Raw genomic sequence first — 21,047 nt, 5'->3', positions numbered from 1 at the left:
GTGCCCTATTGCCAGCCAGTGAAGAAATCCACTGAAACACGCCCCTGCAGCTGGCGAAGCCTGCGTTCGGCTGCATTCGGCTGCGTAGCAGTCGTGAAATCAGGCGACGCGGTGGATCAGGAAGACTGCACACTCAGGTCTCACGACTGCTACGCAGCCGAACGCAGGCTGCTACAGAGCGTGGGGTTAACAGGCGCTTCAGCCCAGATACCAACCCCCACGCTTCGCCGTTGCATCGGGTTATCTGATTGGTTTCGAGGTAGTTGTTGTAGCCCCACTCAAGCCCATGACACCGCCATTGCAGAAGCCGACTTCTTGCGGACTGGCGTCCTTGGCTTCGCGGATCGCCAGCAAGCGCCCCTCTTCGAGCAGACCAAGCCCTACCTGGATCCACGGCTGACCTGCCTCATGTCGCGGCATCGACTGGCTACACCCGCAACCAGATCTCGTTCTTTCTCAATCAGGTTCGGGGGCAAACGTTTTATACGCTGCTCAATCAGCTGCGCCTGGATGAAGCCCTTTCACGCTTGAATGCGCAACGCCACGCCTCGCGCATTGACGAGATTGCCAGCGCCTCAGGCTTTAACTCGCTGTCCACGTTCTACCGTTGCTTCAAGCAAAAAACAGGGTGTTCGCCGAAGGCTTATTTGCAGCAACTGTCTCGTCCTGAATAAGGTTTACACCTTCTGGAGTGGCGCGGTCGACCCATCCATCAGCCTTTAACTGCCCCTCCAAAACCTGCACAATTGCCGGCTTTTTTCGCGACAGGAAGTCCTCATGCAACGGATTGTAATTCTGGGCAATGCCGGTAGCGGCAAGTCCACCCTCGCCCGCGCCCTCGGCAAGCGACTGAGTCTGCCCGTGGTGCACCTGGACACGCTGTTCTGGGAGCCCGGTTGGGTCGAACCCGACGCCGAGCAGTTCCGCGCACGGGTCCGCGAAGCGGTCGCACCGGATGCCTGGATTTGTGAAGGCAACTATGCGCGGCGAACCTTCGACCTCCGCCTGCCCCGTACCGACCTGATCATCTGGCTCGATACGCCGCCGCTCACCTGTTTCACCCGGGTGATCATGCGCAGCGTAATGAACCGCCCTCGCCCTGACCTTGCAGCAGGCTGTACAGAGAAGCTCGATCGGGCGTTCCTGACCTTCCTGAACTTCGTGTGGAATTTCGATCGTGGCTATCGCCCAGGTATCGAGGCGGTGCGCCTGGCAATAGGCCCGCAAACTTCTACGCTGCACTTGCGCGGTACCCGGCAGATTGCCGCATTTCTCGATAGCTTGCCCGTAACGCCTGGAATCTGCCTTGAATAGATGGAGGGTGATTTTCGCCATCCCGGCCGTCGATCCGCGCAGGCCCCAGCAGGGGTTGCGAGAGAAAACCCTCGGGTTCGCGAAGAAGTCCGTGTGTCGCACAAAGTAGAGTCAGGTTTCGATGTGGCTTTTTTACGACTACATTTATCCGTCAGAACTACCTCTGCTTCCATAGACAAGCAGCTAGCGGCACGAGTGCTTACAAATACATGCTCCCCACTTCGAGGATCAGACATGCATCCATCCTTTCTGCAGCGTATCGATGAGCTCGGCGCCCTGCTCATCCACTCCAATGCAGCACGCGTCGATTTCTTCCGGCGCATTAATCGACTGAAGTCGCGCCGCGGTGTTCGCTTCCAGGTGGTGACCATGAAGCTCGGCATCTTCCAGGTCGTCGAGCGATACACTGGCAAGACCTGGGCCTACCGTTTCAACTACCGAGAGGCCATGGATTTCGCCATCCAACTCGAGGAAAAGTCCAACCGTCGGAAGGGAGTTGCGCGGTGTTCGGCGAGCTGATGCCGCATTCGCGAGACGCGGTGATCGCCGATTCTGACTGTCGAACTGTTTCTAAAACGTTTTCACACAGCCTGGGTCGTAAGCAGCCATTCGTGACGTACTGCTTTCACCCCCTCGGTCAGGCTGTAAACGCCCCACCATGACGCGTTAAGCCAGTTATGTCGGAAGGAGTCCCGCCTCTTGATAGCTCTGAACAAGTTCGTCGAATAAACCGATATCGAAGCGAGTTCGGGCAATCAATTGAGCGCTTGCAACGGCGGTGTAAATGGCGCGGGCACGTCGCTCGCACACTTCAATGCCGTTAGCAGAGAAAGGCCTGCTGTCCCGGATCGAGTTTGTACCGGTCAATCTATGGACAGGCGAGCACAAGAAACCAGCGTTTCTAGCCAACTACCCCGGAACACTTCCCGTCCTGGAGTTGGCCGACGGTACGCTCATCGCGGAGTGCACCGCTATCACTCAGTACCTGGATGTTCTGGATGACAGCCCTGTGCTCACCGGTAAAACGCCCACTGAGAAAGGCATCATCCATATGATGACCAAGCGTGCGGAAATTGAATTTCTGGACGCTTTCAGCGCGTACTTCCATCGCGCAACGCCGGGGCTTGGGCCGGACGTCGAGCTTTCTCAGAACCCTGAATGGGGTGAGCGGATACGGGATAAGGCCGTAAGGGGGATGCACTGTTTCAACAGCGTCCTGGAAAATCAGCCTTTTGTGGCGGGCAATGCATTTTCGATGGCCGACATTGCGGTACTGGGCGGCATGATTTTCGCCTCGCTGGTGAAACTGCCTATACCTGATGAATGTGAAGCATGCGTGCATGGCATGCCAAAATGCACGAGCGATCAAGCGTCCAGGAATGGCGCGCTATGGTGAAACAAGGCGGGCCAATAAACTGAGAAAAAATACATCTGGGTATGACTCACCCACATAGGTAACAAAACAGTTCAAGCACATAGGTAACAGTTTTTAACTGGCACTGGTAACGACCGGCGCGACATAGTGCGCCGATCACTTCCACCACCCCCAATTCGTATAGCTTCGTATAATTAACCAAAAGAATCGTAAAGAAATCGTAGATCGCCTTGAGTTCTGCAGAAGATATTTTATCCTCCGGATCAAATTTCGACGGGAGAATATTATGAGCAGCTCGGACTTGGGCATTATGGTCATTTCAATTATTGGACTGTTCGGACTTGCATCTTTTGTTTTTGAGTATTTGAGCAGCAACTACTCAACCAAAAACAACAAGCAGAGACGCCCCATAGTAAAGCGACAAAGAGAAGGCCTGCCCAAGAAAAACGCCCTTCACTAAACAACTACCCCTGATCTAACCGCACTATCTTGGATCTTTATAAGATCTTTATTCTTTCGCCCCCAATCCTTTTAACAATTTATTAGTCGTCAAACTAGGCTTCTTTCATTGCTGGAGGAAATACCATGGACTCAACTTTTTAGTACTCGGAGCGCTGCTTTTTATCAGTCTGGTGGGACTGGCGCGCGGCTGTGCGGCGCTTAACAGGAGGCGGTCATAACGGGCTTCTATCTATTCGGCAGCCTGATAGCGGCCGGGTTGCTGGTTTATCTCGTCTGCGCGTTGCTGTTTCCGGAGGACTTCCTGTGACTATTCAAGCCTGGGTCCTGCTTGGGGCTTTTCTTCTGACGCTCGGCATTCTGGCCTGGCCTCTTGGCCTTTGGCTGACCACCGTGATGGAAGGCCGGTTAACCTTCGGTTCGCGCATTGAGTCGCCGCTGTATCGCCTTGCCGGGGTCAAATCTGAAATGCAGATGAGCTGGCTTCAATACGCACTCGCCTTGATCGTATTCAATGCGCTGGGTTTGTTGGTCGTTTATGCACTACAACGATTGCAAGGCGTTCTGCCATTTAACCCGCAAGGAATGGGCGCCGTGAGTCCGGACTCGTCGTTTAATACTGCCCTGATTCGCCGATTCGCGCGCCAACAGCGCGGACAGCATCGGCAATGCCTGGACCGATCTCACGCGCATTACCTTGTGGGTGCTGTTACCGCTGTCGCTGATTTTCGCGTTGTTCTTCGTCAGCCAAGGCGTAATCCAGAATCTTGGCCCCTATAAGGAAGTCACGACGATGGAGGTCATGCTGTACCAGGTTCCGGCGCTCAATGACGCCGGTCAGCCGACCCTTGATGCGCAAGGCAATCCCGCATTGAAAATGCATGAACAGTGACAAGCAGACCATTGCCATGGGGCCGGTGGCGTCACAAGAGGCCATCAATATGCTGGACTAACGGTGGCGGTGTCTTCAACGCCAACTCGGCCCACCCCTATGAGAACCCCATCGTCATTACCAACTTCCTGCAGTTGATCGCGATTTTCCTGATTCCAACGGCGCTGTGTTTCCTGTTTGGCCATGTCGTCAGCGACATACGCTAAGGCTGGGCGCTGCTGGCGACGATGACGATCACCTTCTTGATCGCGGTGGCGCGCGGGGTCCCATCGTTGAACACTTCATCATGATCAAGTGAGATCACGAACATGAGGAGTTGGTCAGAGGTGCCGATCATTGTGTTGTCTGCCCGTGGCGCGGAGTCGGACAAGATCCTGGCCCTGGACACTGGCGCAGATGACTATCTGGTGAAGCCGTTTGGCACCGGAGAACTGCTGGCTCGTGTCCGCGCAATGCTACGCAGACACGTAAAAGATACCGAGAACCATGCGGTCCTGGCCTTTGGCGAGGTGCGGATTGATATGGAGCGGCGTATCGTGGAGCGCTCTGTCGCCCCTCTACATTTGACACCGCTGGAGTACCACCTGCTGGTCCATCTTTGCTCACATCCGAACCGGGTCCTGACACACCAGCAACTACTCAAGGCTGTGTGGGGTCATGCGCACACCACCGATACGCCTTACCTTCGAGTTTTCATGGGGGGCCTGCGTAAAAAAGTCGAAGCAGACCCTTCCCAGCCACGACACCTCATCACCGAAACCGGTGTTGGGTATCGTTTTATTCCTTGAGCGTAGGGTTACCGAAGTAAGCGGCCTGTTACCGCTACATCTCGACCTGTGTGCCCAGCTCAATCACCCGATTCAGCGGCAACTTGAAGTATTTCAAGTTGCTATTGGCGTTCTTGAGCAAAAACGCGAACAAGGTTTCTCGCCAACGGGCCATACCGATGCGTTTGGTCGGGATCACGGTCTCTCGGCTGAGGAAATAGGTCGTTCGCATTGGACTGAAATCCAGCTCAGCCAAGTGACAGAGACTCAACGCCAAGGGGACATCGGGCTCCTCGATAAAACCAAAATGCAGACTGACCCGGAAGAACCCTTCACCATAGGCTTCGACCTCGAACCGCCGTTCAGCACTGACGCGAGGGCTGTCTTCAGACACTACGGTTAGCAATACCACTTGCTCATGCAAAACCTGGTTATGCAGCAGGTTGTGCAACAGCGCATGAGGAACAGCATCGGCCCTGGCCGTCAGAAACACCGCCGTGCCTTGTACGCGATGGGGAGGTTGAGTACGGATGCTGCCGATAAATAGCGGTAGAGGAAGCGCGGTTTCATCCAGCCGTTCAACAATGATCTTCCGGCCCCTTTTCCAGGTGGTCATCAAAATGAACAGGCCAATGCCAGCAATCACCGGGAACGCACCGCCTTGGAAGATCTTCGGTGCATTGGCCGCGAAATACAGACCGTCTACCAGCAAAAATCCGAGCAACATCGGGACGGCCAACCAGCGCGGCGTTTTCCATAGCAGCAGGACGACAGCCGAGGACAGGATGGTGGTGATCAACATGGTCCCCGTCACGGCGACTCCGTAGGCGGCGGCCAACGCACTGGACGATTCGAAACCAATCACCAGCAGCACGACACCAACCATCAACGCCCAGTTAACCGTACCGATATAGATCTGTCCCTGCTCCTGGCTGGAGGTGTGTTGGATAAACATGCGAGGGACGTATCCCAGCTGAATGGCCTGGCGCGTCAGGGAGAAAGCACCGGAGATTACGGCTTGAGAAGCGATGATGGTAGCCAGAGTGGAAAGAGCGACCATCGGCAGCAGTGCCCAGCTAGGCGCGAGCAGATAAAACGGATTGCGCACCGCCTCCGGATTCTCCAGGATCAAGGCACCTTGGCCAAAGTAATTGAGTACCAGTCCAGGCAACACCAAAATGAACCAGGCGCGGGCAATGGGCTTGCGGCCGAAGTGGCCCATGTCGGCATACAGTGCTTCGGCACCGGTCAAAGCCAATACGACAGCACCCAGGATGGCGACACCGATTCCCGGATGAGCGATAAAAAAATGCGCTCCCCAGTATGGATTGAGCGCTTGCAGTACTTCCGGGCGCTGCAATATGCCATAGATCCCCAGCGCACCTAACACGACAAACCACAGCACCATCACTGGGCCGAACAGGATACCGATGCGAGCCGTGCCGTGCTTTTGGATCAAGAATAACGCCACCAGCACGACCACTGACAAGGGCACAACCCAGTGCTCTATTCCGTCAAACGCCAGCTGTAGTCCTTCAACCGCAGAGAGCACTGAAATCGCCGGGGTGATCATGCTGTCGCCGTAAAAAAGTGCTGCACCGAACAGGCCAAGCAGAACGAGTACTTTGCTCATGTACGGATATGGGGCTGCCGCACGGCGGGCTAACGCCGTCAACGCCATGATGCCGCCTTCGCCCTGGTTGTTGGCTCGAAGGATGAACAGCACGTACTTTATCGAGACCACCCAGATCAACGACCAGAAGATCAACGACAGAATGCCCAGCACGCCATCGTGGTTGGCCTGGACACCGTAGTGACCGGAAAACACTTCCTTAAGCGTGTACAGGGGACTGGTGCCAATATCTCCGTACACCACCCCAACAGCAGCGACGAGCAGTCCTACCGCTGAAGTTTTGCGATGGGGTTCTTCAATTGCATGGGTCGCTGTTTTGCTCACTTTCTACGTCTCGAATATTGAGGGCTGAAAACGCATTCCGTGAGATTTCAAGGCCGTTGTGGACTTCACTGAAACTGCCATCAGATTCAAATGAGTAATAAAAACAGTAGTCCATGCACAGCCAAGTGATCACTCTTTCTGAAGGGCCTGCGACCGACCCGCACCACCTTCTGCTCCCCTAAAACAGCATTGATCAGTCCAAGGAAATCTTGTGGGAAAAACCGAAGAGATTGAGGGTTGCAAGGCATAAAAGCACTGTCAATTTTGCCGGCCAGTATCGTTGCGAGCAACAAAACCCACCGTAAAAAAAACGTAAATTTTTTTGCGCCTTACCCATAAAGAGGCTGCCAAATAAGACATCAATTCGAACGAACACAGTGAGGATTCCACCCTGAGCCAGTCGTTTTGTGTGAGGGGAAAAGTAGGGGGAACCCATTTCATGGCCAAAATCACCATCAAAGAACTCGAGTCGCTGACCATCAGTGATGCCGGCCGAATCCTGCCGGTTTTCGCCTGTGCCGCAGTTGTTGCTGTTGGTGGCCGAGCAGCGGGGGTGAGTGCCATATAGGCGCCTACTCCAGGTGCCGACAGCGGGGGGTCAGTTTGCACGCAGCATTGATGGCGATCACAGCAGCCATGAAATTTCGGACGATTAGATAATTCGATTTGGCCGTCGGCTGCGCGCAGCAGGCGTAACCGAGAAAGACCGCAAGGCTCTTCTTGGCCACAAGAACGGCAGCATCACCAGTCACTACTCGGGCGCTGAGCTCGGGCATCTGATTGAAGCTGCGAACATGGTATCAGCAACCGATTCGCGTGGACCGGTCCTGGCAATATTGAAGAGAAAGCAGGCGTGAAAAATTAGAGGAGTCACGCAAAATTCACGCACATGAAAAAGCCCAACCTGAAAAGATTGGGCTAAGTCATTGAAAAATATGGTCGGGACGGAGTGATTCGAACACTCGACCCCTAGCACCCCATGCTAGTGCGCTACCGGACTGCGCTACGCCCCGACTAGGCGTGAAACTCGTTCCTCATCTCAAGGAACGATCAAGAATATATCGCAAGCTTTTGAAAACTGGAAGTATTCAAAAGCAGGAAATTATTTCTTGAGGACCACCAACACATCTTCCAGCTCGGCAATCATCTGCCGAATCATTTGTTTGTATTGGGTCGTGTCGTCTTTGGCTTCATCGCCGGACAAACGCAAGCGTGCACCGCCGATGGTGAACCCCTGATCGTAAAGAAGCGCGCGGATCTGCCGGATCATCAGCACGTCTTGTCGCTGATAATACCGGCGGTTTCCGCGGCGTTTGACGGGGTTGAGTTGAGGAAACTCCTGCTCCCAGTAACGCAGCACGTGCGGTTTTACCGCACACAGCTCGCTGACTTCACCAATGGTGAAGTAGCGTTTGCCTGGGATGACGGGTAGTTCGTCGTTATGACTTGGTTCCAGCATAAGCCTCAACTCGGGCCTTCAACTTCTGCCCTGGACGAAAGGTGACCACACGGCGAGCCGTGATCGGGATTTCTTCACCCGTTTTCGGATTGCGGCCAGGCCGCTGGCGTTTGTCCCGAAGGTCGAAATTGCCGAAACCGGACAATTTGACTTGTTCGTTGTCTTCAAGAGCGTGCCTGATTTCTTCAAAAAACAGTTCGACCAATTCCTTGGCTTCCCGTTTATTCAGGCCCAGCTCTTCATACAGACGTTCCGCCATCTCAGCTTTCGTCAAAGCCCCCATACGTCACTTCCTTAACGTGGCGTTCAACCTTTGTTCGAGCGAGGTGAGGATATTTTGCGTCGTGTTATTCACCTCATCGTCATTAAGAGTGCGCGATGGATGCTGCCAGGTCAAGCCAACTGCAAGGCTTTTTCTATCAGGATCAATGCCTTTACCCTGATACACGTCAAATAGCCTGAGGTCCGTCAGCCATTCCCCTGCATTTTCACGGATTACGTCCAGTACGGCGCTGGCGGCGACGTCTTTTTCGGCAATCAACGCAAGGTCACGTCGCACTTCAGGAAAACGCGATAACTCCTGGAATTTAGGCATTTTACCCAATGCCACTTCGGCCAGAACCAGCTCGAAAACGAAGACCGGACGGTCGAGACCGAGGGTTTTCGACAATTCAGGGTGAATAGCGCCGACGAAACCGACCAAGCGACCTTCACGTTCGATGCGTGCGGTTTGACCCGGGTGCAATGCAGGGTGTTTGCCCGGTACGAAAGTGAACGAATCCAGTGCGCCGGCAAAGCCCAGCACCGCCTCTACGTCGGCTTTGACGTCGAAGAAGTCCACGACATCGCGACCTTGCGCCCAGCCTTCCGGCAGGCGGCTACCGCAAACAACACCCGCCAGCATCGGCTCTTGCTTCAGATCTTCCAGCTGACCGACAAAACGCAGGCCGCTTTCGAACAAACGAACGCGATCCTGCTGACGGTTCAGGTTGTGCTGGAGCGCCTTCACCAAACCCGGCCACAAGGACGAGCGCATGGCCGCCATGTCATTCGAGATCGGGTTGGCCAGCAGCAGCGGCTCGACACCCGGATTAAACAACTCGAATTGTTTCGGATCGATGAAGCTGTAAGTGATCGCTTCCTGGTAACCACGAGCCACCAGCAGACGGCGCAGCTCTGGTAGATCACTACGCGCTTCAGCCTTGGCTTGCGGCGCCAGACGAGCTTGCGGGTAGCGAACCGGCAGACGGTTGTAACCATACAGACGAGCCAGTTCTTCGATCAGATCGACTTCCAGGCTGATGTCGAAGCGATGGCTTGGAACTTCAACGCGCCACTGCCCTGCCCCATCGGCAGAAATCACCAGACCCAAGCCGCTGAGCAGTTGCTCGACTTCGGCCGAATCCATTTCCATACCCAGCATCTGAGTGATGCGTTGCGCACGCAGAGTAACTGGCGCAATCGACGGCAGGTGCTGCTCGCTGACGGTTTCGATGATCGGACCAGCTTCGCAGCCAGTGATTTCCAGCAGCAGGCCGGTGGCGCGCTCCATCGCTTCACGAGCCAACTGCCAGTCCACGCCACGCTCGTAGCGGTGCGAGGCGTCGGTGTGCAGGCCATAGGAACGGGCCTTGCCAGCGACAGCAATCTGATCGAAAAACGCGCTTTCCAGGAAAATATCACGAGTGGTCGCGGTGTTGACGCCACTGTGCTCGCCACCCATGACGCCGGCGATTGCCAAGGCGCGGGTATGGTCGGCAATCACCAGCGTATCGCTACGCAGGCTGACTTCCTGACCGTCGAGTAGTACCAGCTTCTCGCCTTCTTCAGCCATGCGCACGCGGATGCCACCATTGATTTCGGCGAGATCAAATGCATGCAGTGGTTGACCCAGCTCCAGCATCACATAGTTGGTGATGTCGACGGCAGCGTCGATGCTGCGCACGTCGCCACGACGCAAGCGCTCAACCATCCACAGTGGCGTCGGCTTGGACAGGTCAACGTTACGGATCACACGACCCAAGTAACGCGGGCAAGCAGCCGGCGCCAGAACTTCAACCGAACGCACTTCATCGTGCACGGCTGGCACAACAGCAACCACCGGACGGGTGACTTCAGCAGCGTACAACGCGCCGACTTCACGGGCCAGGCCGGCCAGAGACAGGCAGTCGCCGCGGTTCGGGGTCAGGTCGACCTCGATGCTCGCGTCGTCCAGACTCAGGTATTCACGAATGTCCTGACCAACCGGCGCATCGGCCGGCAATTCCATCAGGCCATCGTTACCTTCGCCGACTTGCAGCTCGGCTTGCGAGCACAGCATGCCGTTGGACTCAACGCCACGCAGCTTGGCTTTCTTGATCTTGAAGTCGCCCGGCAGTTCGGCACCGATCATGGCGAACGGGATCTTCAGGCCCGGGCGGACGTTAGGCGCACCGCAAACGACCTGGAAGGTCTCCGAGCCATTGCTGACCTGGCAAACGCGCAACTTGTCGGCGTCCGGGTGCTGTTCGGTGCTCAGCACCTCGCCCACCACCACACCGGTGAATTCGCCGGCGGCCAGCGTAACGCTATCGACCTCAAGACCGGCCATCGACAGACGAGCAACCAGCTCGTCACGACTTACCTGCGGGCTTACCCAGCCACGCAGCCATTGTTCACTGAATTTCATCCTGCTCTCCTAAGAATTCGTTACGACTAGCGAAATTGCGCGAGGAACCGCAAGTCGTTGTCGAAGAACAGACGCAAGTCGTTCACGCCGTAACGCAGCATGGCCAGACGTTCAACACCCATGCCGAAGGCAAAGCCCGAAAACTCTTCCGGGTCGATCCCGGACATGCGCAGCACATTCGGGTGAACCATGCCGCAGCCCATCACTTCCAGCCAGCCAGTCTGCTTGCAGACACGGCAGCCTTTACCGCTGCACATCACGCATTCCATGTCGACTTCAGCGGACGGCTCGGTGAACGGGAAATACGAAGGGCGGAAACGCACGGCCAGTTCTTTTTCGAAGAACACGCGCAGGAACTCTTCGATGGTGCCTTTCAGGTCGGCGAAGTTGATATCACGGTCGACCAGCAGGCCTTCAACCTGGTGGAACATCGGGGAGTGGGTGATATCGGAGTCGCTACGGTACACACGGCCTGGGCAGACGATGCGGATCGGCGGCTGTTTCGATTCCATGGTGCGGACCTGTACCGGCGAGGTATGGGTGCGCAGCAACATGTTGGCATTGAAATAGAAGGTGTCATGCATCGACCGGGCCGGGTGATGGCCTGGGATGTTGAGCGCTTCGAAGTTGTGGTAGTCGTCTTCGACCTCAGGGCCTTCGGCAATACCGTAGCCGATGTGAGTGAAGAACTGTTCGATACGTTCCAGAGTGCGAGTAACCGGATGCAGACCACCCGAGGTCTGGCCACGGCCAGGCAGGGTCACGTCAATGGACTCGGCGGACAATTTGGCGGCCAGGTCGGCCTCTTCAAACAGTGCCTTGCGCGCATTGAGAACCTCTGTGACACGCTCCTTGGCAACGTTGATCAGGGCGCCGACTTGCGGACGCTCTTCTGCCGGCAAATTCCCCAGGGTCTTCATCACCTGAGTCAATTCACCCTTTTTGCCAAGGTAGTGAACCCGGATTTGCTCCAGGGCATTGATATCTTCAGCGCTTTGCACAGCCTCTAGAGCTTGAGAGACGAGCGCATCCAGGTTTTCCATGTACAGACTCCAGATACAAAATAGGGGAAGAGCTTGAAGGCTCTTCCCCTATTTATGACGTTTAACACCTGACCCCACAGAGGTGAGGCCGGGTGACTGTCGGGGGTACTTAAGCCAAGGTGGCTTTAGCTTTCTCGACAATCGCAGCAAACGCCGCTTTTTCGTTCACTGCCAGATCAGCCAGAACCTTACGGTCGATCTCGATGGACGCTTTTTTCAGGCCGGCGATGAAACGGCTGTAGGACAGACCGTTGATACGTGCACCAGCGTTGATACGAGCGATCCACAGAGCGCGGAACTGACGTTTTTTCTGACGACGGTCACGGTAGGCGTATTGGCCTGCCTTGATTACCGCTTGCTTGGCAACACGGAATACGCGCGAGCGAGCGCCGTAGTAGCCTTTAGCAAGTTTCAGAATTTTTTTGTGACGTTTACGGGCAATGACGCCACGCTTTACACGAGCCATGAGTTACTTCCTCTATTCTTGACTAAATTAACGAAGGCGCAGCATGCGCTCGACTTTTGCCACGTCACACGGTGCCAGCAAGCTGCTACCGCGCAGTTGACGCTTACGCTTGGTCGACATTTTAGTCAGGATGTGGCTCTTGAAAGCGTGCTTGTGCTTGATACCGTTAGCAGTTTTCAGAAACCGCTTAGCAGCACCACTTTTAGTTTTCATTTTTGGCATGTTCGGATACTCCGCATTCAGTTGATAAACATAATCAGAAGGCCTGCCGTGCCCTATTGATTATTTCTTCTTTTTCGGGGCGATGACCATGATCAGCTGGCGTCCTTCCATCTTAGGATGCTGTTCGACCGAACCGTACTCGAGCAAGTCACCTTCAACTCGCTTGAGGAGTTCCATCCCCAGCTCCTGGTGGGCCATCTCACGGCCGCGGAATCGCAAGGATACCTTGGCCCTGTCCCCATCACTCAGGAAACGTACCAGGTTGCGCAGTTTTACCTGGTAATCCCCTTCCTCCGTCCCTGGACGAAACTTGATTTCTTTAACCTGAATCTGCTTCTGGTTTTTCTTGGCCGCGGCAACCTGCTTCTTCTTCTCGAAGATCGATTTGCCGTAGTCCATCAGTTTGCAAACAGGGGGTACTGCATCGGCGGAAATTTCCACCAGATCCAGTTTGGCCTCTTCAGCCTTAAGAAGCGCGTCTTCAATTGACACAATCCCAAGCTGTTCACCTTCAGCCCCAATTAACCGAACCTCGCGTGCCGAGATATTCTCGTTGATCGGGGCTTTCGGTGCAGCTCGTTTATCTTGTCTCATTTCACGCTTAATAGTAATTACTCCGAATCTGGGCGACCACGCCGGGAAACCGCTTGCGCGAGAAACTCAGCGAACTGGGCGACGGGCATCGAGCCCAGGTCAGCACCTTCACGAGTACGCACAGCGACAGTCTGCATCTCGACTTCCCGATCTCCAATAACCAAGAGATAAGGAACCTTGAGCAAAGTATGCTCGCGGATTTTAAAGCCGATCTTTTCATTTCTCAAGTCAGACTTGGCACGAAATCCGCTTTCATTGAGAGTTTTTTCAACCTCAGCAGCAAAATCGGCCTGTTTATCTGTGATGTTCATGATCACTGCCTGGGTCGGAGCCAGCCACGCGGGGAATGCACCCTCGTAGTGCTCGATCAGGATTCCGACAAAACGTTCGAAGGAACCGAGGATCGCCCGGTGCAACATCACCGGGTGCTTGCGACTGTTGTCTTCAGAGACGTATTCGGCTCCCAGACGGACAGGCAGGTTAAAATCGAGCTGAAGGGTACCACACTGCCAGACGCGGCCAAGGCAATCTTTCAGCGAGAACTCGATCTTCGGACCGTAGAACGCACCCTCGCCCGGCTGCAGATCGTACGGCAGGCCAGCGCTATCAAGGGCTGCAGCCAGGGCCGCTTCGGCGCGATCCCACAGCTCGTCGGAACCGACGCGTTTTTCCGGACGAGTGGACAGCTTCATCTCGACGTCTTTGAAGCCGAAGTCGGCATAAACGTCCATGGTCAGCTTGATGAACGCAGCGGATTCGGCCTGCATCTGCTCTTCAGTGCAGAAGATGTGGGCGTCGTCCTGAGTGAACGCACGCACACGCATGATGCCATGCAGCGCACCCGATGGCTCGTTACGGTGGCAAGCACCGAATTCGGCCAAGCGCATTGGCAACTCACGGTAGCTTTTCAGGCCCTGGTTGAACACCTGCACGTGGCAAGGGCAGTTCATCGGCTTGATCGCGTAGTCGCGGTTTTCCGACTGCGTGGTGAACATGTTGTCGGCGTAGTTGGCCCAGTGCCCGGATTTCTCCCAGAGACTGCGGTCAACGACCTGCGGAGTCTTGATCTCCAGATAGCCATTGTCGCGCTGAACCTTGCGCATGTACTGCTCGAGCACCTGATACAGAGTCCAGCCGTTCGGGTGCCAGAACACCATGCCCGGCGACTCTTCCTGGGTGTGGAACAGGCCCAGACGCTTGCCGATCTTGCGGTGATCGCGCTTCTCAGCTTCTTCGATGCGCTGGATGTAAGCCGCCAGCTGCTTCTTGTCTGCCCACGCCGTGCCGTAAACGCGCTGCAATTGCTCGTTCTTGGCATCGCCACGCCAGTAGGCGCCGGACAACTTGGTCAGCTTGAAGGATTTCAGGAAGCGCGTGTTCGGCACGTGCGGACCGCGGCACATGTCGACGTATTCTTCGTGATAGTACAGGCCCATGGCCTGCTCGTTCGGCATGTCCTCGACCAGACGCAATTTGTAGTCTTCGCCGCGGGCCTTGAACACTTCGATCACTTCGGCGCGCGGAGTGACTTTCTTGATCACGTCGTAATCTTTTTCGATCAGCTGCTGCATGCGCTGTTCGATGGCGGCCAGGTCGTCCGGAGTGAAGGGACGTTCAAAGGCGATATCGTAATAGAAGCCTTCGTCGATGACCGGACCGATGACCATCTTGGCCGCCGGGTAAAGCTGCTTGACCGCATGGCCAACCAGGTGGGCGCAAGAGTGGCGAATAATCTCCAGCCCCTCTTCATCCTTTGGCGTAATGATTTGCAGCGTAGCGTCGCTGCTGATGATGTCGCTGGCGTCGACCAGCTTGCCATCGACCTTGCCGGCCACGGTGGCTTTGGCCAGACCTGCACCAATGGATGCGGCGACCTCGGCTACGGATACCGGGTGATCGAATGAACGTTGACTGCCGTCGGGAAGAGTAATAGTTGGCATGGCGCCTCCTCTCCTAGTGGTGACCCCTACCAAAGGTCACGTGGGTTGGGATGAGCCAGTACAAGATCCGATCCAGGCCATTCAATGACGAACGCCTGCCTTACAGCGGCAGGAGCCTTGCGGCCAACCGGAAAACCGAACCAGAGTGACTGGGATTCAAATCAGGGTTATTCGCACATTTGCCGCTACCGGGACTGAAGGTCATCCGGAGCCTGCAAACGCCCGAGCGAGGCATGCTAGCACAGATGAACGGTCGTCGATGCACCGAGGTTTTGCCCTGGGGCAAATCAGGCATTTTTATGCCAGAGTGCTGAACTTGAACCCCGCTTTACCCCTCAGATAACTAGACATTGACCCACAAGGAGCATCTCAGCATGCGTCTGAATCGTTTGTTCGCAGTAGTCGCCCCCATCGTTCTGCTGCTGCCACTGGCCGCCCACGCCGATTGGCCGAAGGGCGAGCGTAATAAATACATGGCTCAGTGCACACAAGCTGCGACCCCGCAGATTGGTGCTGCAGCAGCGAAGGCTCACTGCGCCTGCGGTGCTGATTCGATCAAATCTTACCCGGCGGCTGACATCCAGGCGCTGATGGACAACAAGGCAACCCCGGAACTGCAGCAGAAAGCACTGGGCCAGATTGCCAAATGCAAGGCCAATGTGCCGGCGAAAAAGTGAGAAAAAAGTTCTTTTGACTCGGCTCAACGCTGATAAAAAGTGATGAATTCAAGCTTTTTCGTACAATTTACGCAGGTTTTACAGGTTTTTTTATCGTCTTCACTTTCGGCTGAAAGCCTTGTAAAACGGGGCTTTCAGCTACATCAAGCAGCAAACGAAACGCGACTGCAGGGCAAACAGCACGTCCGGGGGGCTCCCAAAGCGAACATTTCGACTATGATACCCCAGTGTGCCCAGTTGGCCTGAGCAGCACAGCACTACTGAAAATATATGTTTCTTGGAGATACACCATGTCTAATCGCCAAACCGGCACCGTTAAATGGTTCAACGATGAAAAAGGCTTCGGCTTCATCACTCCTCAAGGTGGCGGTGACGACCTGTTCGTACACTTCAAAGCTATCGAAAGCGACGGTTTCAAAAGCCTGAAAGAAGGCCAGACCGTTTCCTTCGTGGCTGAGAAAGGCCAAAAGGGTATGCAAGCTGCACAAGTCCGCGCTGAGTAATTTTCAGCCGCACTAAAAAAACCCCGTCCACGTGACGGGGTTTTTTATGGGCGAAACAAAAGCCCGAAGCGATCAACCGCAGTTGACGCGGGTGACGACCCGATTGGCATCGGTATTCAGATTCAGGCGATCGGAGCGGTACTCCAGGGTCACCATGTCGGTGGGCAAGAGGAACCGTGCATTCTGCGCACCTGCGCGAGTACGCGCCTGCTCCAGCAGTTCAGGCGAAGCCTTTTTGCCAATGGTGAATTCGGCAGCCTTTGCCTCACAACGGCTGTGACCCGTGTCAGTCGTCGTGACAGGATCTGTTGTCGACTCGGTGGAGGTAGTGCTGCAACCGGCCAGCATGGCAACGGCCAACAAAGTACCCAATGACGCGAGCTTCCAAGGCATGAAGCCTCCTTTTTTCAATAGTTGAGCTGAGATCGTGCGACCGCCAATCTGGCGCTTGGTTTCACAGGGAGTACTAGCACCCTGCCCTCTATTCGGACACGCGGCGAGTTTGCCTGAGCATCGCTCTGCCGTTTACCACTCAATCGTGACTGAATATGAATAGCGTTCAATAGACGTCAATGTAGTCGAACGGCGGATTCGGCCAGTTCTCTTTCAGCGCATTGAAAATCTGCATGACCCAGACCTCGTCACTGGCCGCGACCCATCCGACATAACCGGAACCCTTGGCCCACGTCTCCAGACGAAACAACAGCCCGCTGATATCAGTGCCACCCACAACGCCTGACGAAATATAGGCGATGCCGCCCTTGGTAACTCGCAATTGAGTGTGTTCATCGTCGCTGGCAGAGGCCAGCAGCTGACGCACCGCCTCAAGGGTCAAGCCGTCAGGAGTGTTCAAATCGATCTGCACAGCACAGTCCTTGAAAATTCGTCAAAGACCAAGTGTCGCATAGCCCTCCCCTCATGCCTAAGTCGGAGTGCCAAAAGCCGCGCAAAATGGTTAACTCGACACTCAGACTTTCCCGACTTCGCGAGCGCCATCATGACCACCGTAAGTATCGACGCCGACATCAAAGCCAAGTGGCCACAGGGCCACAGCTCTTACAGCCCGGGCAGCCCGGAAGAGTTGGCAATCATTGGTATCGATCTATTGGTCAAGGAACTGGGGACGCAAGCCGCCCAGATATTCATCGCACAGATATTCGAGAAGTACCCTACCGACTATATTGGCCTGATAGATAGCGAGTGAAAGTAAACCCGCAGGCTGGCACCTGCGGGTCTATGGCTTACTTCAGACGAGCCAGACGCTCGGTCAGCAGGTCAAAGAAGCCCTGGGCGTCACCGCTTTCTACCCAGAAAGCGTTCTTCGGCGCTTTCAGGCCGTCATACCAGTCGACGATGGTTTGGCCGAACGTCGGGCCTTCGCGGCTATCAACGACTACGTTGACTGAACGACCGCTGAACAACTCAGGCTTGAGCAGGTAGGCGATGACGGTTGCGTCATGCACCGGGCCACCCGGAATGCCGTAGTGTTCCATGTCGCCTTTGACGTATTCATTGAGAATATCGCCCACCAGCTTGCTGGCATTGTTGTTGATCGCTGCGATCTGCTTAAGACGCGCTTCACTGGTGAGGATCTTGTGGGTCACGTCCAGCGGCAGGTAGGTCAGCTTCACCCCACTGTTCAATACCACTTCCGCAGCCTGTGGGTCGGCGAACAGGTTGAACTCAGCCACCGGGGTAATGTTGCCACCGTTGAAGTGCGCCCCGCCCATGATCACCACCTCCTTGATGCCCTGAACGATCTCAGGTTCCTGGATCAGCGCCAGGGCCAGGTTGGTCTGTGGACCGAGCATGGCGATGGTAATGCTATGGGGCTTGGCGGCTTTCAAGGTGTCGATCAGGTAATTGACCGCATTGCCCTGGGCCAGGCCTTTCTTCGGCTCGTGTACGGTGACGCCCGACAGGCCTTCCTTGCCATGGATGTTCTCGGCATAGATCGGCGTGCGCATCAGCGGCTTCGGAGCGCCCGCGTAGACCGGCACCTCCTCGCGCCCTGCCCACTCGCGGGCCAGCCGCGCATTACGCGAAGTCTTGTCCAGACGCACATTGCCGGCGACGGTGGTCAGCGCACGAATGTTCAGCTCTTGCGGCGATGCCAGGGCAAACAGCAAGGCAACCACGTCATCGGCACCCGGGTCGGTGTCGATGATCAAGTCGATCTTTTCCGCCGCTTGGGCGCTTGTTGCGGTAATCAGGGACAAAAGCAGCAGACTCCGGAGCAGGTGGTGCAGTTTCTGAGCATAGCGGTGCATAGCGCACTCCTTGTGCGTGGGACAGCAGAAAGACAACAGCGAGTTAGAACGTAACCCCTGCCACCAGCACGATGTTGCAGTACGGCTGACATTCACCCGTACGAACAATCGCCCGTGCCTCTCGGCTGAGGACTTTGAATTGGTCATGACTGAGCAGCTCACGCCGACCCAGCGCACCTTCGGCATTCAGCTCATCGAGCGTCGCCAATGCCGAAGGCTTTTTGTCCAGGATCTCCTGGGCCAATACATGGCTCTCGACCTGCATTTCGCTGAGCACAACCTTCAAAGTGCTGACGAAATCCGGGATACCGTGGGTCAGGGCCAGGTCGATCAGTTCAACGCCTGGCGGCACCGGCAGACCTGCGTCGCCGATCACCACCCTGTCGCCATGGCCCAGGGATGCGATCAGCCGCGACAGCGCGGCGTTGAGCAAAGGTGTTTTTTTCATGGTGCTTTAAAGGCCTGTACGTCGGACAAGGTGGGAATCGAGGGTTGCGCGCCAGCACGGGTCACCGACAGCGCCGCGGCGACCTGGCCGAAACGGATCGCGTCGGCTTCGCTTTTGCCGGCTGCCAGCGCGGCAGCGAAACCACCGACGAAGGTGTCGCCAGCCGCCGTGGTATCGACAGCCTTCACCTTCGGCGCAGGGAAATGCTCGAAGCTTTTGCCGCTGGCAAACAGCGAACCTTGAGCACCGAGGGTGATGATGACCTTACCCGCACCCATCGCGATCAGCCGTGTCGCAGCGGTTTCGGCAGATGCCAGAGAATCCACTGGCAAACCACTCAGCGCCGAGGCCTCGCTTTCGTTGGGAATCAGATAATCGATTGACGCGTACCAGTCCGCCGGCAGTGGGCGGCTGGCCGGCGCCGGGTTGAGGATCACGGTCTTACCCAACTCACGGCCGCGCTTGAGCGCATGACCGACAGTGGCATCCGGGATTTCCAGCTGACAGATGATCACGTCCGCTGCCCGCAATACTGCGTCGAAACGACAAATCACCTCTGGAGTCAGCGCTCCGTTGGCACCGGCAACGATCACGATTGCGTTCTGGCTGTTGTCATCGACCACGATCAACGCTACGCCACTGGAATCGTCGACGGTGCTGACTGCCTGGCAATCGATCTGCTCGGCCAACAGCGCCCCGCGCAGCTCTTCGCCGTAGGCATCGCTGCCCACGCAACCGACCATCGACACCTGTGCCCCCAGCCTCGCCGCGGCGACCGCCTGATTCGCGCCCTTGCCACCGGAAACCGTAGCAAACGACTCGCCGATCAGCGTTTCACCGCCACGGGGCAGCCGTGGCGCCCGGGTGACCAGATCCATGTTCAGGCTGCCTATAACCACTACTTTTGCTGGCATACGTCACTACTCATCAATTCTGTTTCAGCGGTGCTTTCGATCCAGCGGCTTTCAATTTCAACGGAACTGGGCGAACACGCCGGCCAGCGGCGCAGTCGACTCCCGCAAGACAATACTGGGCGTCACGATCCGTTGATCGGTGGCCATATCCGGTGTGGCGATTCTTCTTAAAAGCACTTCGGCCGCCATCTCGCCGAGTTGCAGGATCGACTGCCCCACGGTGGTCAGCGCCGGGTACACATAGCGGCTCATCTGAATATCGTCGAAGCCGATCACCGACAGCTCCGTCGGCACGCGAATATTGCGCTCGGCCGCCGCTCGCAGCACACCGATGCCAATCATGTCGTTACCGGCAAAGATCGCGCTCGGCGGGTTCTTTTCCAGCAGTATCGCGGCGGCGTTGTAGCCGCCGGTGCTAGTGAAGTCGCTTTCCAGCATGCGCTCGCGGGATACTTCGACACCCGCCTCTTTCAGGGCACGGCAATAACCGGCCAGACGCATCTGCGCCACGCTGGTACTCGCCGGGCCGCCAATGGTGGCAATGTCTCGATGCCCCAATTCCAGAAGGTGGCGGGTCGCCAGATAGGCGCCGTACTCGTGATCGATTCGCACCAGATCGGCATTCACACCTTCCAGTCCACGGTCAACGATCACCATCGGTGTACGCACACCCGCCAGACCTTCTGCCAGCCCCGCGTCACCGCCAGCCGAAGCGACGATCAGCCCGTCGATGCGTTTTTCCAGCAGTACGCGCAGGTAACTACGTTGCTTGTCCGGGTTGTCATCGGAGTTACAGAGAATCACGCAGTAGCCATTACGCTCGCAGTAATCCTCGATGCCGCGCGCCAGTTCGGCGAAGTACGGGTTGAGGCTGTTGGGCACCAGCAGACCGATGGTCGCCGTGGTTTTGGCTTTGAGAGACCGGGCCACGGCACTGGGCACGTAGTCGAGAGTTTTGATCGCTGCCTCGACCTTGACCCGCACCTCTTCGCTCACCGGCCGAGTCTTGTTCACGACGTGGGAAACCGTGGTGTAGGAAATTCCCGCGAGCGCTGCCACATCCTTGATTGTTGCCATGA

General features: G+C 56.1%; 28 protein-coding genes, 1 tRNA gene and 3 pseudogenes. 13 read left to right on the top strand and 19 right to left on the bottom strand.

Annotated elements, in window-relative coordinates; genetic code table 11:
• Positions 1–240: 240 nt before the first annotated feature.
• Positions 241–420 (bottom strand): hypothetical protein, encoded by a 180-nt coding sequence (locus tag QFW87_RS10815; RefSeq protein WP_283190468.1) that lies wholly within the window; start codon positions 418–420, stop codon positions 241–243.
• Between QFW87_RS10815 and QFW87_RS10810 the strand changes: the two genes are divergently transcribed.
• From QFW87_RS10810 to QFW87_RS10800, 3 genes are all read left to right on the top strand, one after another.
• Entirely contained in the window at positions 402–674 is a 273-nt protein-coding gene (locus tag QFW87_RS10810; protein WP_349294114.1) for a helix-turn-helix domain-containing protein, read from the top strand. The genes QFW87_RS10815 and QFW87_RS10810 overlap by 19 nt on opposite strands.
• 103 nt (positions 675–777) lie before the next feature.
• Entirely contained in the window at positions 778–1,314 is a 537-nt protein-coding gene (locus tag QFW87_RS10805) for an AAA family ATPase (RefSeq protein ID WP_283190467.1), read from the top strand.
• A gap of 234 nt (positions 1,315–1,548) precedes the next feature.
• The gene (locus QFW87_RS10800) at positions 1,549–1,833 is read left to right on the top strand and encodes a hypothetical protein (protein ID WP_283183880.1); all 285 of its coding nucleotides are present in this window, start codon (positions 1,549–1,551) and stop codon (positions 1,831–1,833) included.
• A gap of 156 nt (positions 1,834–1,989) precedes the next feature.
• Here the strand turns inward: QFW87_RS10800 and QFW87_RS10795 are convergent.
• Positions 1,990–2,121: pseudogene (locus QFW87_RS10795) on the bottom strand (TetR/AcrR family transcriptional regulator); the annotation flags it as partial.
• On the opposite strand from QFW87_RS10795, the pseudogene QFW87_RS10790 reads away from it, so the two are divergent.
• From QFW87_RS10790 to QFW87_RS10765, 6 genes and pseudogenes are all read left to right on the top strand, one after another.
• Positions 2,099–2,733 (top strand): annotated as a pseudogene (locus QFW87_RS10790) (glutathione S-transferase N-terminal domain-containing protein). The pseudogenes QFW87_RS10795 and QFW87_RS10790 sit on opposite strands and share 23 nt — an antisense overlap.
• A gap of 632 nt (positions 2,734–3,365) precedes the next feature.
• Complete coding sequence (gene kdpF / locus QFW87_RS10785) at positions 3,366–3,458, top strand: K(+)-transporting ATPase subunit F (protein ID WP_349294113.1); 93 nt, start codon at positions 3,366–3,368, stop codon at positions 3,456–3,458.
• Positions 3,455–3,928, top strand: a complete 474-nt coding sequence (locus QFW87_RS10780) for a potassium-transporting ATPase subunit KdpA (RefSeq protein WP_283190466.1) — start codon at positions 3,455–3,457, stop codon at positions 3,926–3,928. Before kdpF ends, QFW87_RS10780 begins: the two co-directional genes overlap by 4 nt.
• Positions 3,852–4,040 (top strand): potassium-transporting ATPase subunit KdpA, encoded by a 189-nt coding sequence (locus QFW87_RS10775; RefSeq protein WP_283190900.1) that lies wholly within the window; start codon positions 3,852–3,854, stop codon positions 4,038–4,040. The genes QFW87_RS10780 and QFW87_RS10775 overlap by 77 nt, the downstream gene beginning before the upstream one ends.
• A complete protein-coding gene (locus QFW87_RS10770) occupies positions 4,037–4,246 on the top strand; it encodes a potassium-transporting ATPase subunit KdpA (RefSeq protein WP_283190465.1) in 210 nt (69 codons plus the stop codon). Before QFW87_RS10775 ends, QFW87_RS10770 begins: the two co-directional genes overlap by 4 nt.
• Positions 4,247–4,366: 120 nt before the next feature.
• A complete protein-coding gene (locus QFW87_RS10765; protein WP_349294109.1) occupies positions 4,367–4,828 on the top strand; it encodes a winged helix-turn-helix domain-containing protein in 462 nt (153 codons plus the stop codon).
• A gap of 34 nt (positions 4,829–4,862) precedes the next feature.
• Here QFW87_RS10765 and QFW87_RS10760 read toward each other — a convergent pair whose 3' ends face one another.
• Positions 4,863–6,764: a potassium transporter Kup gene (locus QFW87_RS10760; protein WP_283183875.1), complete on the bottom strand. Its 1,902-nt coding sequence runs from the start codon at positions 6,762–6,764 to the stop codon at positions 4,863–4,865.
• A gap of 258 nt (positions 6,765–7,022) precedes the next feature.
• Entirely contained in the window at positions 7,023–7,328 is a 306-nt protein-coding gene (locus QFW87_RS10755; protein WP_283190463.1) for a hypothetical protein, read from the bottom strand.
• 101 nt (positions 7,329–7,429) lie between these two features.
• Here QFW87_RS10755 and QFW87_RS10750 point away from each other — a divergent pair.
• Positions 7,430–7,621: pseudogene (locus QFW87_RS10750) on the top strand (site-specific integrase); the annotation flags it as partial.
• 79 nt (positions 7,622–7,700) lie between these two features.
• Here the strand turns inward: QFW87_RS10750 and QFW87_RS10745 are convergent.
• The 9 genes from QFW87_RS10745 to thrS all read right to left on the bottom strand — a co-directional run bounded on the left by QFW87_RS10745 (position 7,701) and on the right by thrS (position 15,156).
• Positions 7,701–7,777: transfer RNA gene (locus QFW87_RS10745), tRNA-Pro, on the bottom strand.
• Positions 7,778–7,866: 89 nt separating this feature from the next.
• Complete coding sequence (locus tag QFW87_RS10740) at positions 7,867–8,223, bottom strand: MerR family transcriptional regulator (RefSeq protein WP_003179985.1); 357 nt, start codon at positions 8,221–8,223, stop codon at positions 7,867–7,869.
• Positions 8,204–8,506: an integration host factor subunit alpha gene (gene ihfA / locus QFW87_RS10735; RefSeq protein WP_002553164.1), complete on the bottom strand. Its 303-nt coding sequence runs from the start codon at positions 8,504–8,506 to the stop codon at positions 8,204–8,206. Before ihfA ends, QFW87_RS10740 begins: the two co-directional genes overlap by 20 nt.
• Before the next feature lie 3 nt (positions 8,507–8,509).
• Positions 8,510–10,891 carry a phenylalanine--tRNA ligase subunit beta gene (gene pheT / locus QFW87_RS10730; protein WP_283190462.1) on the bottom strand — a complete coding sequence of 794 codons (2,382 nt, stop codon included), beginning with the start codon at positions 10,889–10,891 and terminating at the stop codon, positions 8,510–8,512.
• A 26-nt stretch (positions 10,892–10,917) separates the two neighbouring features.
• Positions 10,918–11,934: a phenylalanine--tRNA ligase subunit alpha gene (gene pheS, locus QFW87_RS10725; RefSeq protein ID WP_007905876.1), complete on the bottom strand. Its 1,017-nt coding sequence runs from the start codon at positions 11,932–11,934 to the stop codon at positions 10,918–10,920.
• Positions 11,935–12,043: 109 nt separating this feature from the next.
• Positions 12,044–12,400, bottom strand: coding sequence for a 50S ribosomal protein L20 (gene rplT / locus QFW87_RS10720; RefSeq protein ID WP_007905879.1), 357 nt, complete (start codon positions 12,398–12,400; stop codon positions 12,044–12,046).
• 27 nt (positions 12,401–12,427) lie between these two features.
• Complete coding sequence (rpmI, locus tag QFW87_RS10715) at positions 12,428–12,622, bottom strand: 50S ribosomal protein L35 (protein ID WP_008145659.1); 195 nt, start codon at positions 12,620–12,622, stop codon at positions 12,428–12,430.
• 60 nt (positions 12,623–12,682) lie between these two features.
• Positions 12,683–13,234, bottom strand: coding sequence for a translation initiation factor IF-3 (gene infC / locus QFW87_RS10710; RefSeq protein WP_176469887.1), 552 nt, complete (start codon positions 13,232–13,234; stop codon positions 12,683–12,685).
• Positions 13,234–15,156 carry a threonine--tRNA ligase gene (gene thrS, locus QFW87_RS10705; RefSeq protein ID WP_283183872.1) on the bottom strand — a complete coding sequence of 641 codons (1,923 nt, stop codon included), beginning with the start codon at positions 15,154–15,156 and terminating at the stop codon, positions 13,234–13,236. Before thrS ends, infC begins: the two co-directional genes overlap by 1 nt.
• Before the next feature lie 374 nt (positions 15,157–15,530).
• Between thrS and QFW87_RS10700 the strand changes: the two genes are divergently transcribed.
• Positions 15,531–15,833, top strand: a complete 303-nt coding sequence (locus QFW87_RS10700; RefSeq protein WP_283190461.1) for a hypothetical protein — start codon at positions 15,531–15,533, stop codon at positions 15,831–15,833.
• Between the two features lie 290 nt (positions 15,834–16,123).
• Entirely contained in the window at positions 16,124–16,336 is a 213-nt protein-coding gene (locus QFW87_RS10695) for a cold-shock protein (RefSeq protein ID WP_007905882.1), read from the top strand.
• A 72-nt stretch (positions 16,337–16,408) separates the two neighbouring features.
• On the opposite strand, the gene QFW87_RS10690 is transcribed toward QFW87_RS10695, so the two are convergent.
• Positions 16,409–16,729, bottom strand: coding sequence for an I78 family peptidase inhibitor (locus QFW87_RS10690; protein ID WP_033061805.1), 321 nt, complete (start codon positions 16,727–16,729; stop codon positions 16,409–16,411).
• A gap of 166 nt (positions 16,730–16,895) precedes the next feature.
• Complete coding sequence (locus tag QFW87_RS10685) at positions 16,896–17,201, bottom strand: hypothetical protein (protein WP_283183870.1); 306 nt, start codon at positions 17,199–17,201, stop codon at positions 16,896–16,898.
• Between the two features lie 132 nt (positions 17,202–17,333).
• On the opposite strand from QFW87_RS10685, the gene QFW87_RS10680 reads away from it, so the two are divergent.
• Positions 17,334–17,540 (top strand): hypothetical protein, encoded by a 207-nt coding sequence (locus QFW87_RS10680; RefSeq protein ID WP_008145651.1) that lies wholly within the window; start codon positions 17,334–17,336, stop codon positions 17,538–17,540.
• Between the two features lie 37 nt (positions 17,541–17,577).
• Here QFW87_RS10680 and QFW87_RS10675 read toward each other — a convergent pair whose 3' ends face one another.
• From QFW87_RS10675 to QFW87_RS10660, 4 genes are read right to left on the bottom strand one after another with little or no spacing between them, the layout of a single operon-like run.
• Positions 17,578–18,606: a nucleoside hydrolase gene (locus tag QFW87_RS10675; RefSeq protein ID WP_283190460.1), complete on the bottom strand. Its 1,029-nt coding sequence runs from the start codon at positions 18,604–18,606 to the stop codon at positions 17,578–17,580.
• 43 nt (positions 18,607–18,649) lie between these two features.
• Positions 18,650–19,054 carry a D-ribose pyranase gene (gene rbsD / locus QFW87_RS10670; RefSeq protein ID WP_283190459.1) on the bottom strand — a complete coding sequence of 135 codons (405 nt, stop codon included), beginning with the start codon at positions 19,052–19,054 and terminating at the stop codon, positions 18,650–18,652.
• Positions 19,051–19,968: a ribokinase gene (gene rbsK, locus QFW87_RS10665; RefSeq protein WP_283183867.1), complete on the bottom strand. Its 918-nt coding sequence runs from the start codon at positions 19,966–19,968 to the stop codon at positions 19,051–19,053. The genes rbsD and rbsK overlap by 4 nt, the downstream gene beginning before the upstream one ends.
• Positions 19,969–20,025: 57 nt before the next feature.
• Positions 20,026–21,045 (bottom strand): LacI family DNA-binding transcriptional regulator, encoded by a 1,020-nt coding sequence (locus tag QFW87_RS10660; protein WP_134423092.1) that lies wholly within the window; start codon positions 21,043–21,045, stop codon positions 20,026–20,028.
• Positions 21,046–21,047 lie beyond the last annotated feature (2 nt).

Source organism: Pseudomonas sp. PMCC200344, assembly GCF_030053095.1.
Classification (GTDB): domain Bacteria; phylum Pseudomonadota; class Gammaproteobacteria; order Pseudomonadales; family Pseudomonadaceae; genus Aquipseudomonas; species Aquipseudomonas svalbardensis.
This window is presented reverse-complemented; position numbering and strand designations above follow the sequence as displayed.

What these genes read in the sequence shown, in the direction of transcription:
- QFW87_RS10815 (WP_283190468.1), bottom strand. Translation starts at nt 420, where the DNA reads ATGCCGCGACATGAGGCAGGTCAGCCGTGGATCCAGGTAGGGCTTGGT.
- QFW87_RS10805 (WP_283190467.1), top strand. Translation starts at nt 778, where the DNA reads ATGCAACGGATTGTAATTCTGGGCAATGCCGGTAGCGGCAAGTCCACC.
- QFW87_RS10800 (WP_283183880.1), top strand. Translation starts at nt 1,549, where the DNA reads ATGCATCCATCCTTTCTGCAGCGTATCGATGAGCTCGGCGCCCTGCTC.
- QFW87_RS10755 (WP_283190463.1), bottom strand. Translation starts at nt 7,328, where the DNA reads ATGGCACTCACCCCCGCTGCTCGGCCACCAACAGCAACAACTGCGGCA.
- QFW87_RS10740 (WP_003179985.1), bottom strand. Translation starts at nt 8,223, where the DNA reads ATGCTGGAACCAAGTCATAACGACGAACTACCCGTCATCCCAGGCAAA.
- ihfA (WP_002553164.1), bottom strand. Translation starts at nt 8,506, where the DNA reads ATGGGGGCTTTGACGAAAGCTGAGATGGCGGAACGTCTGTATGAAGAG.
- pheT (WP_283190462.1), bottom strand. Translation starts at nt 10,891, where the DNA reads ATGAAATTCAGTGAACAATGGCTGCGTGGCTGGGTAAGCCCGCAGGTA.
- pheS (WP_007905876.1), bottom strand. Translation starts at nt 11,934, where the DNA reads ATGGAAAACCTGGATGCGCTCGTCTCTCAAGCTCTAGAGGCTGTGCAA.
- rplT (WP_007905879.1), bottom strand. Translation starts at nt 12,400, where the DNA reads ATGGCTCGTGTAAAGCGTGGCGTCATTGCCCGTAAACGTCACAAAAAA.
- rpmI (WP_008145659.1), bottom strand. Translation starts at nt 12,622, where the DNA reads ATGCCAAAAATGAAAACTAAAAGTGGTGCTGCTAAGCGGTTTCTGAAA.
- thrS (WP_283183872.1), bottom strand. Translation starts at nt 15,156, where the DNA reads ATGCCAACTATTACTCTTCCCGACGGCAGTCAACGTTCATTCGATCAC.
- QFW87_RS10700 (WP_283190461.1), top strand. Translation starts at nt 15,531, where the DNA reads ATGCGTCTGAATCGTTTGTTCGCAGTAGTCGCCCCCATCGTTCTGCTG.
- QFW87_RS10695 (WP_007905882.1), top strand. Translation starts at nt 16,124, where the DNA reads ATGTCTAATCGCCAAACCGGCACCGTTAAATGGTTCAACGATGAAAAA.
- QFW87_RS10690 (WP_033061805.1), bottom strand. Translation starts at nt 16,729, where the DNA reads ATGCCTTGGAAGCTCGCGTCATTGGGTACTTTGTTGGCCGTTGCCATG.
- QFW87_RS10680 (WP_008145651.1), top strand. Translation starts at nt 17,334, where the DNA reads ATGACCACCGTAAGTATCGACGCCGACATCAAAGCCAAGTGGCCACAG.
- QFW87_RS10675 (WP_283190460.1), bottom strand. Translation starts at nt 18,606, where the DNA reads ATGCACCGCTATGCTCAGAAACTGCACCACCTGCTCCGGAGTCTGCTG.
- rbsD (WP_283190459.1), bottom strand. Translation starts at nt 19,054, where the DNA reads ATGAAAAAAACACCTTTGCTCAACGCCGCGCTGTCGCGGCTGATCGCA.
- rbsK (WP_283183867.1), bottom strand. Translation starts at nt 19,968, where the DNA reads ATGCCAGCAAAAGTAGTGGTTATAGGCAGCCTGAACATGGATCTGGTC.
- QFW87_RS10660 (WP_134423092.1), bottom strand. Translation starts at nt 21,045, where the DNA reads ATGGCAACAATCAAGGATGTGGCAGCGCTCGCGGGAATTTCCTACACC.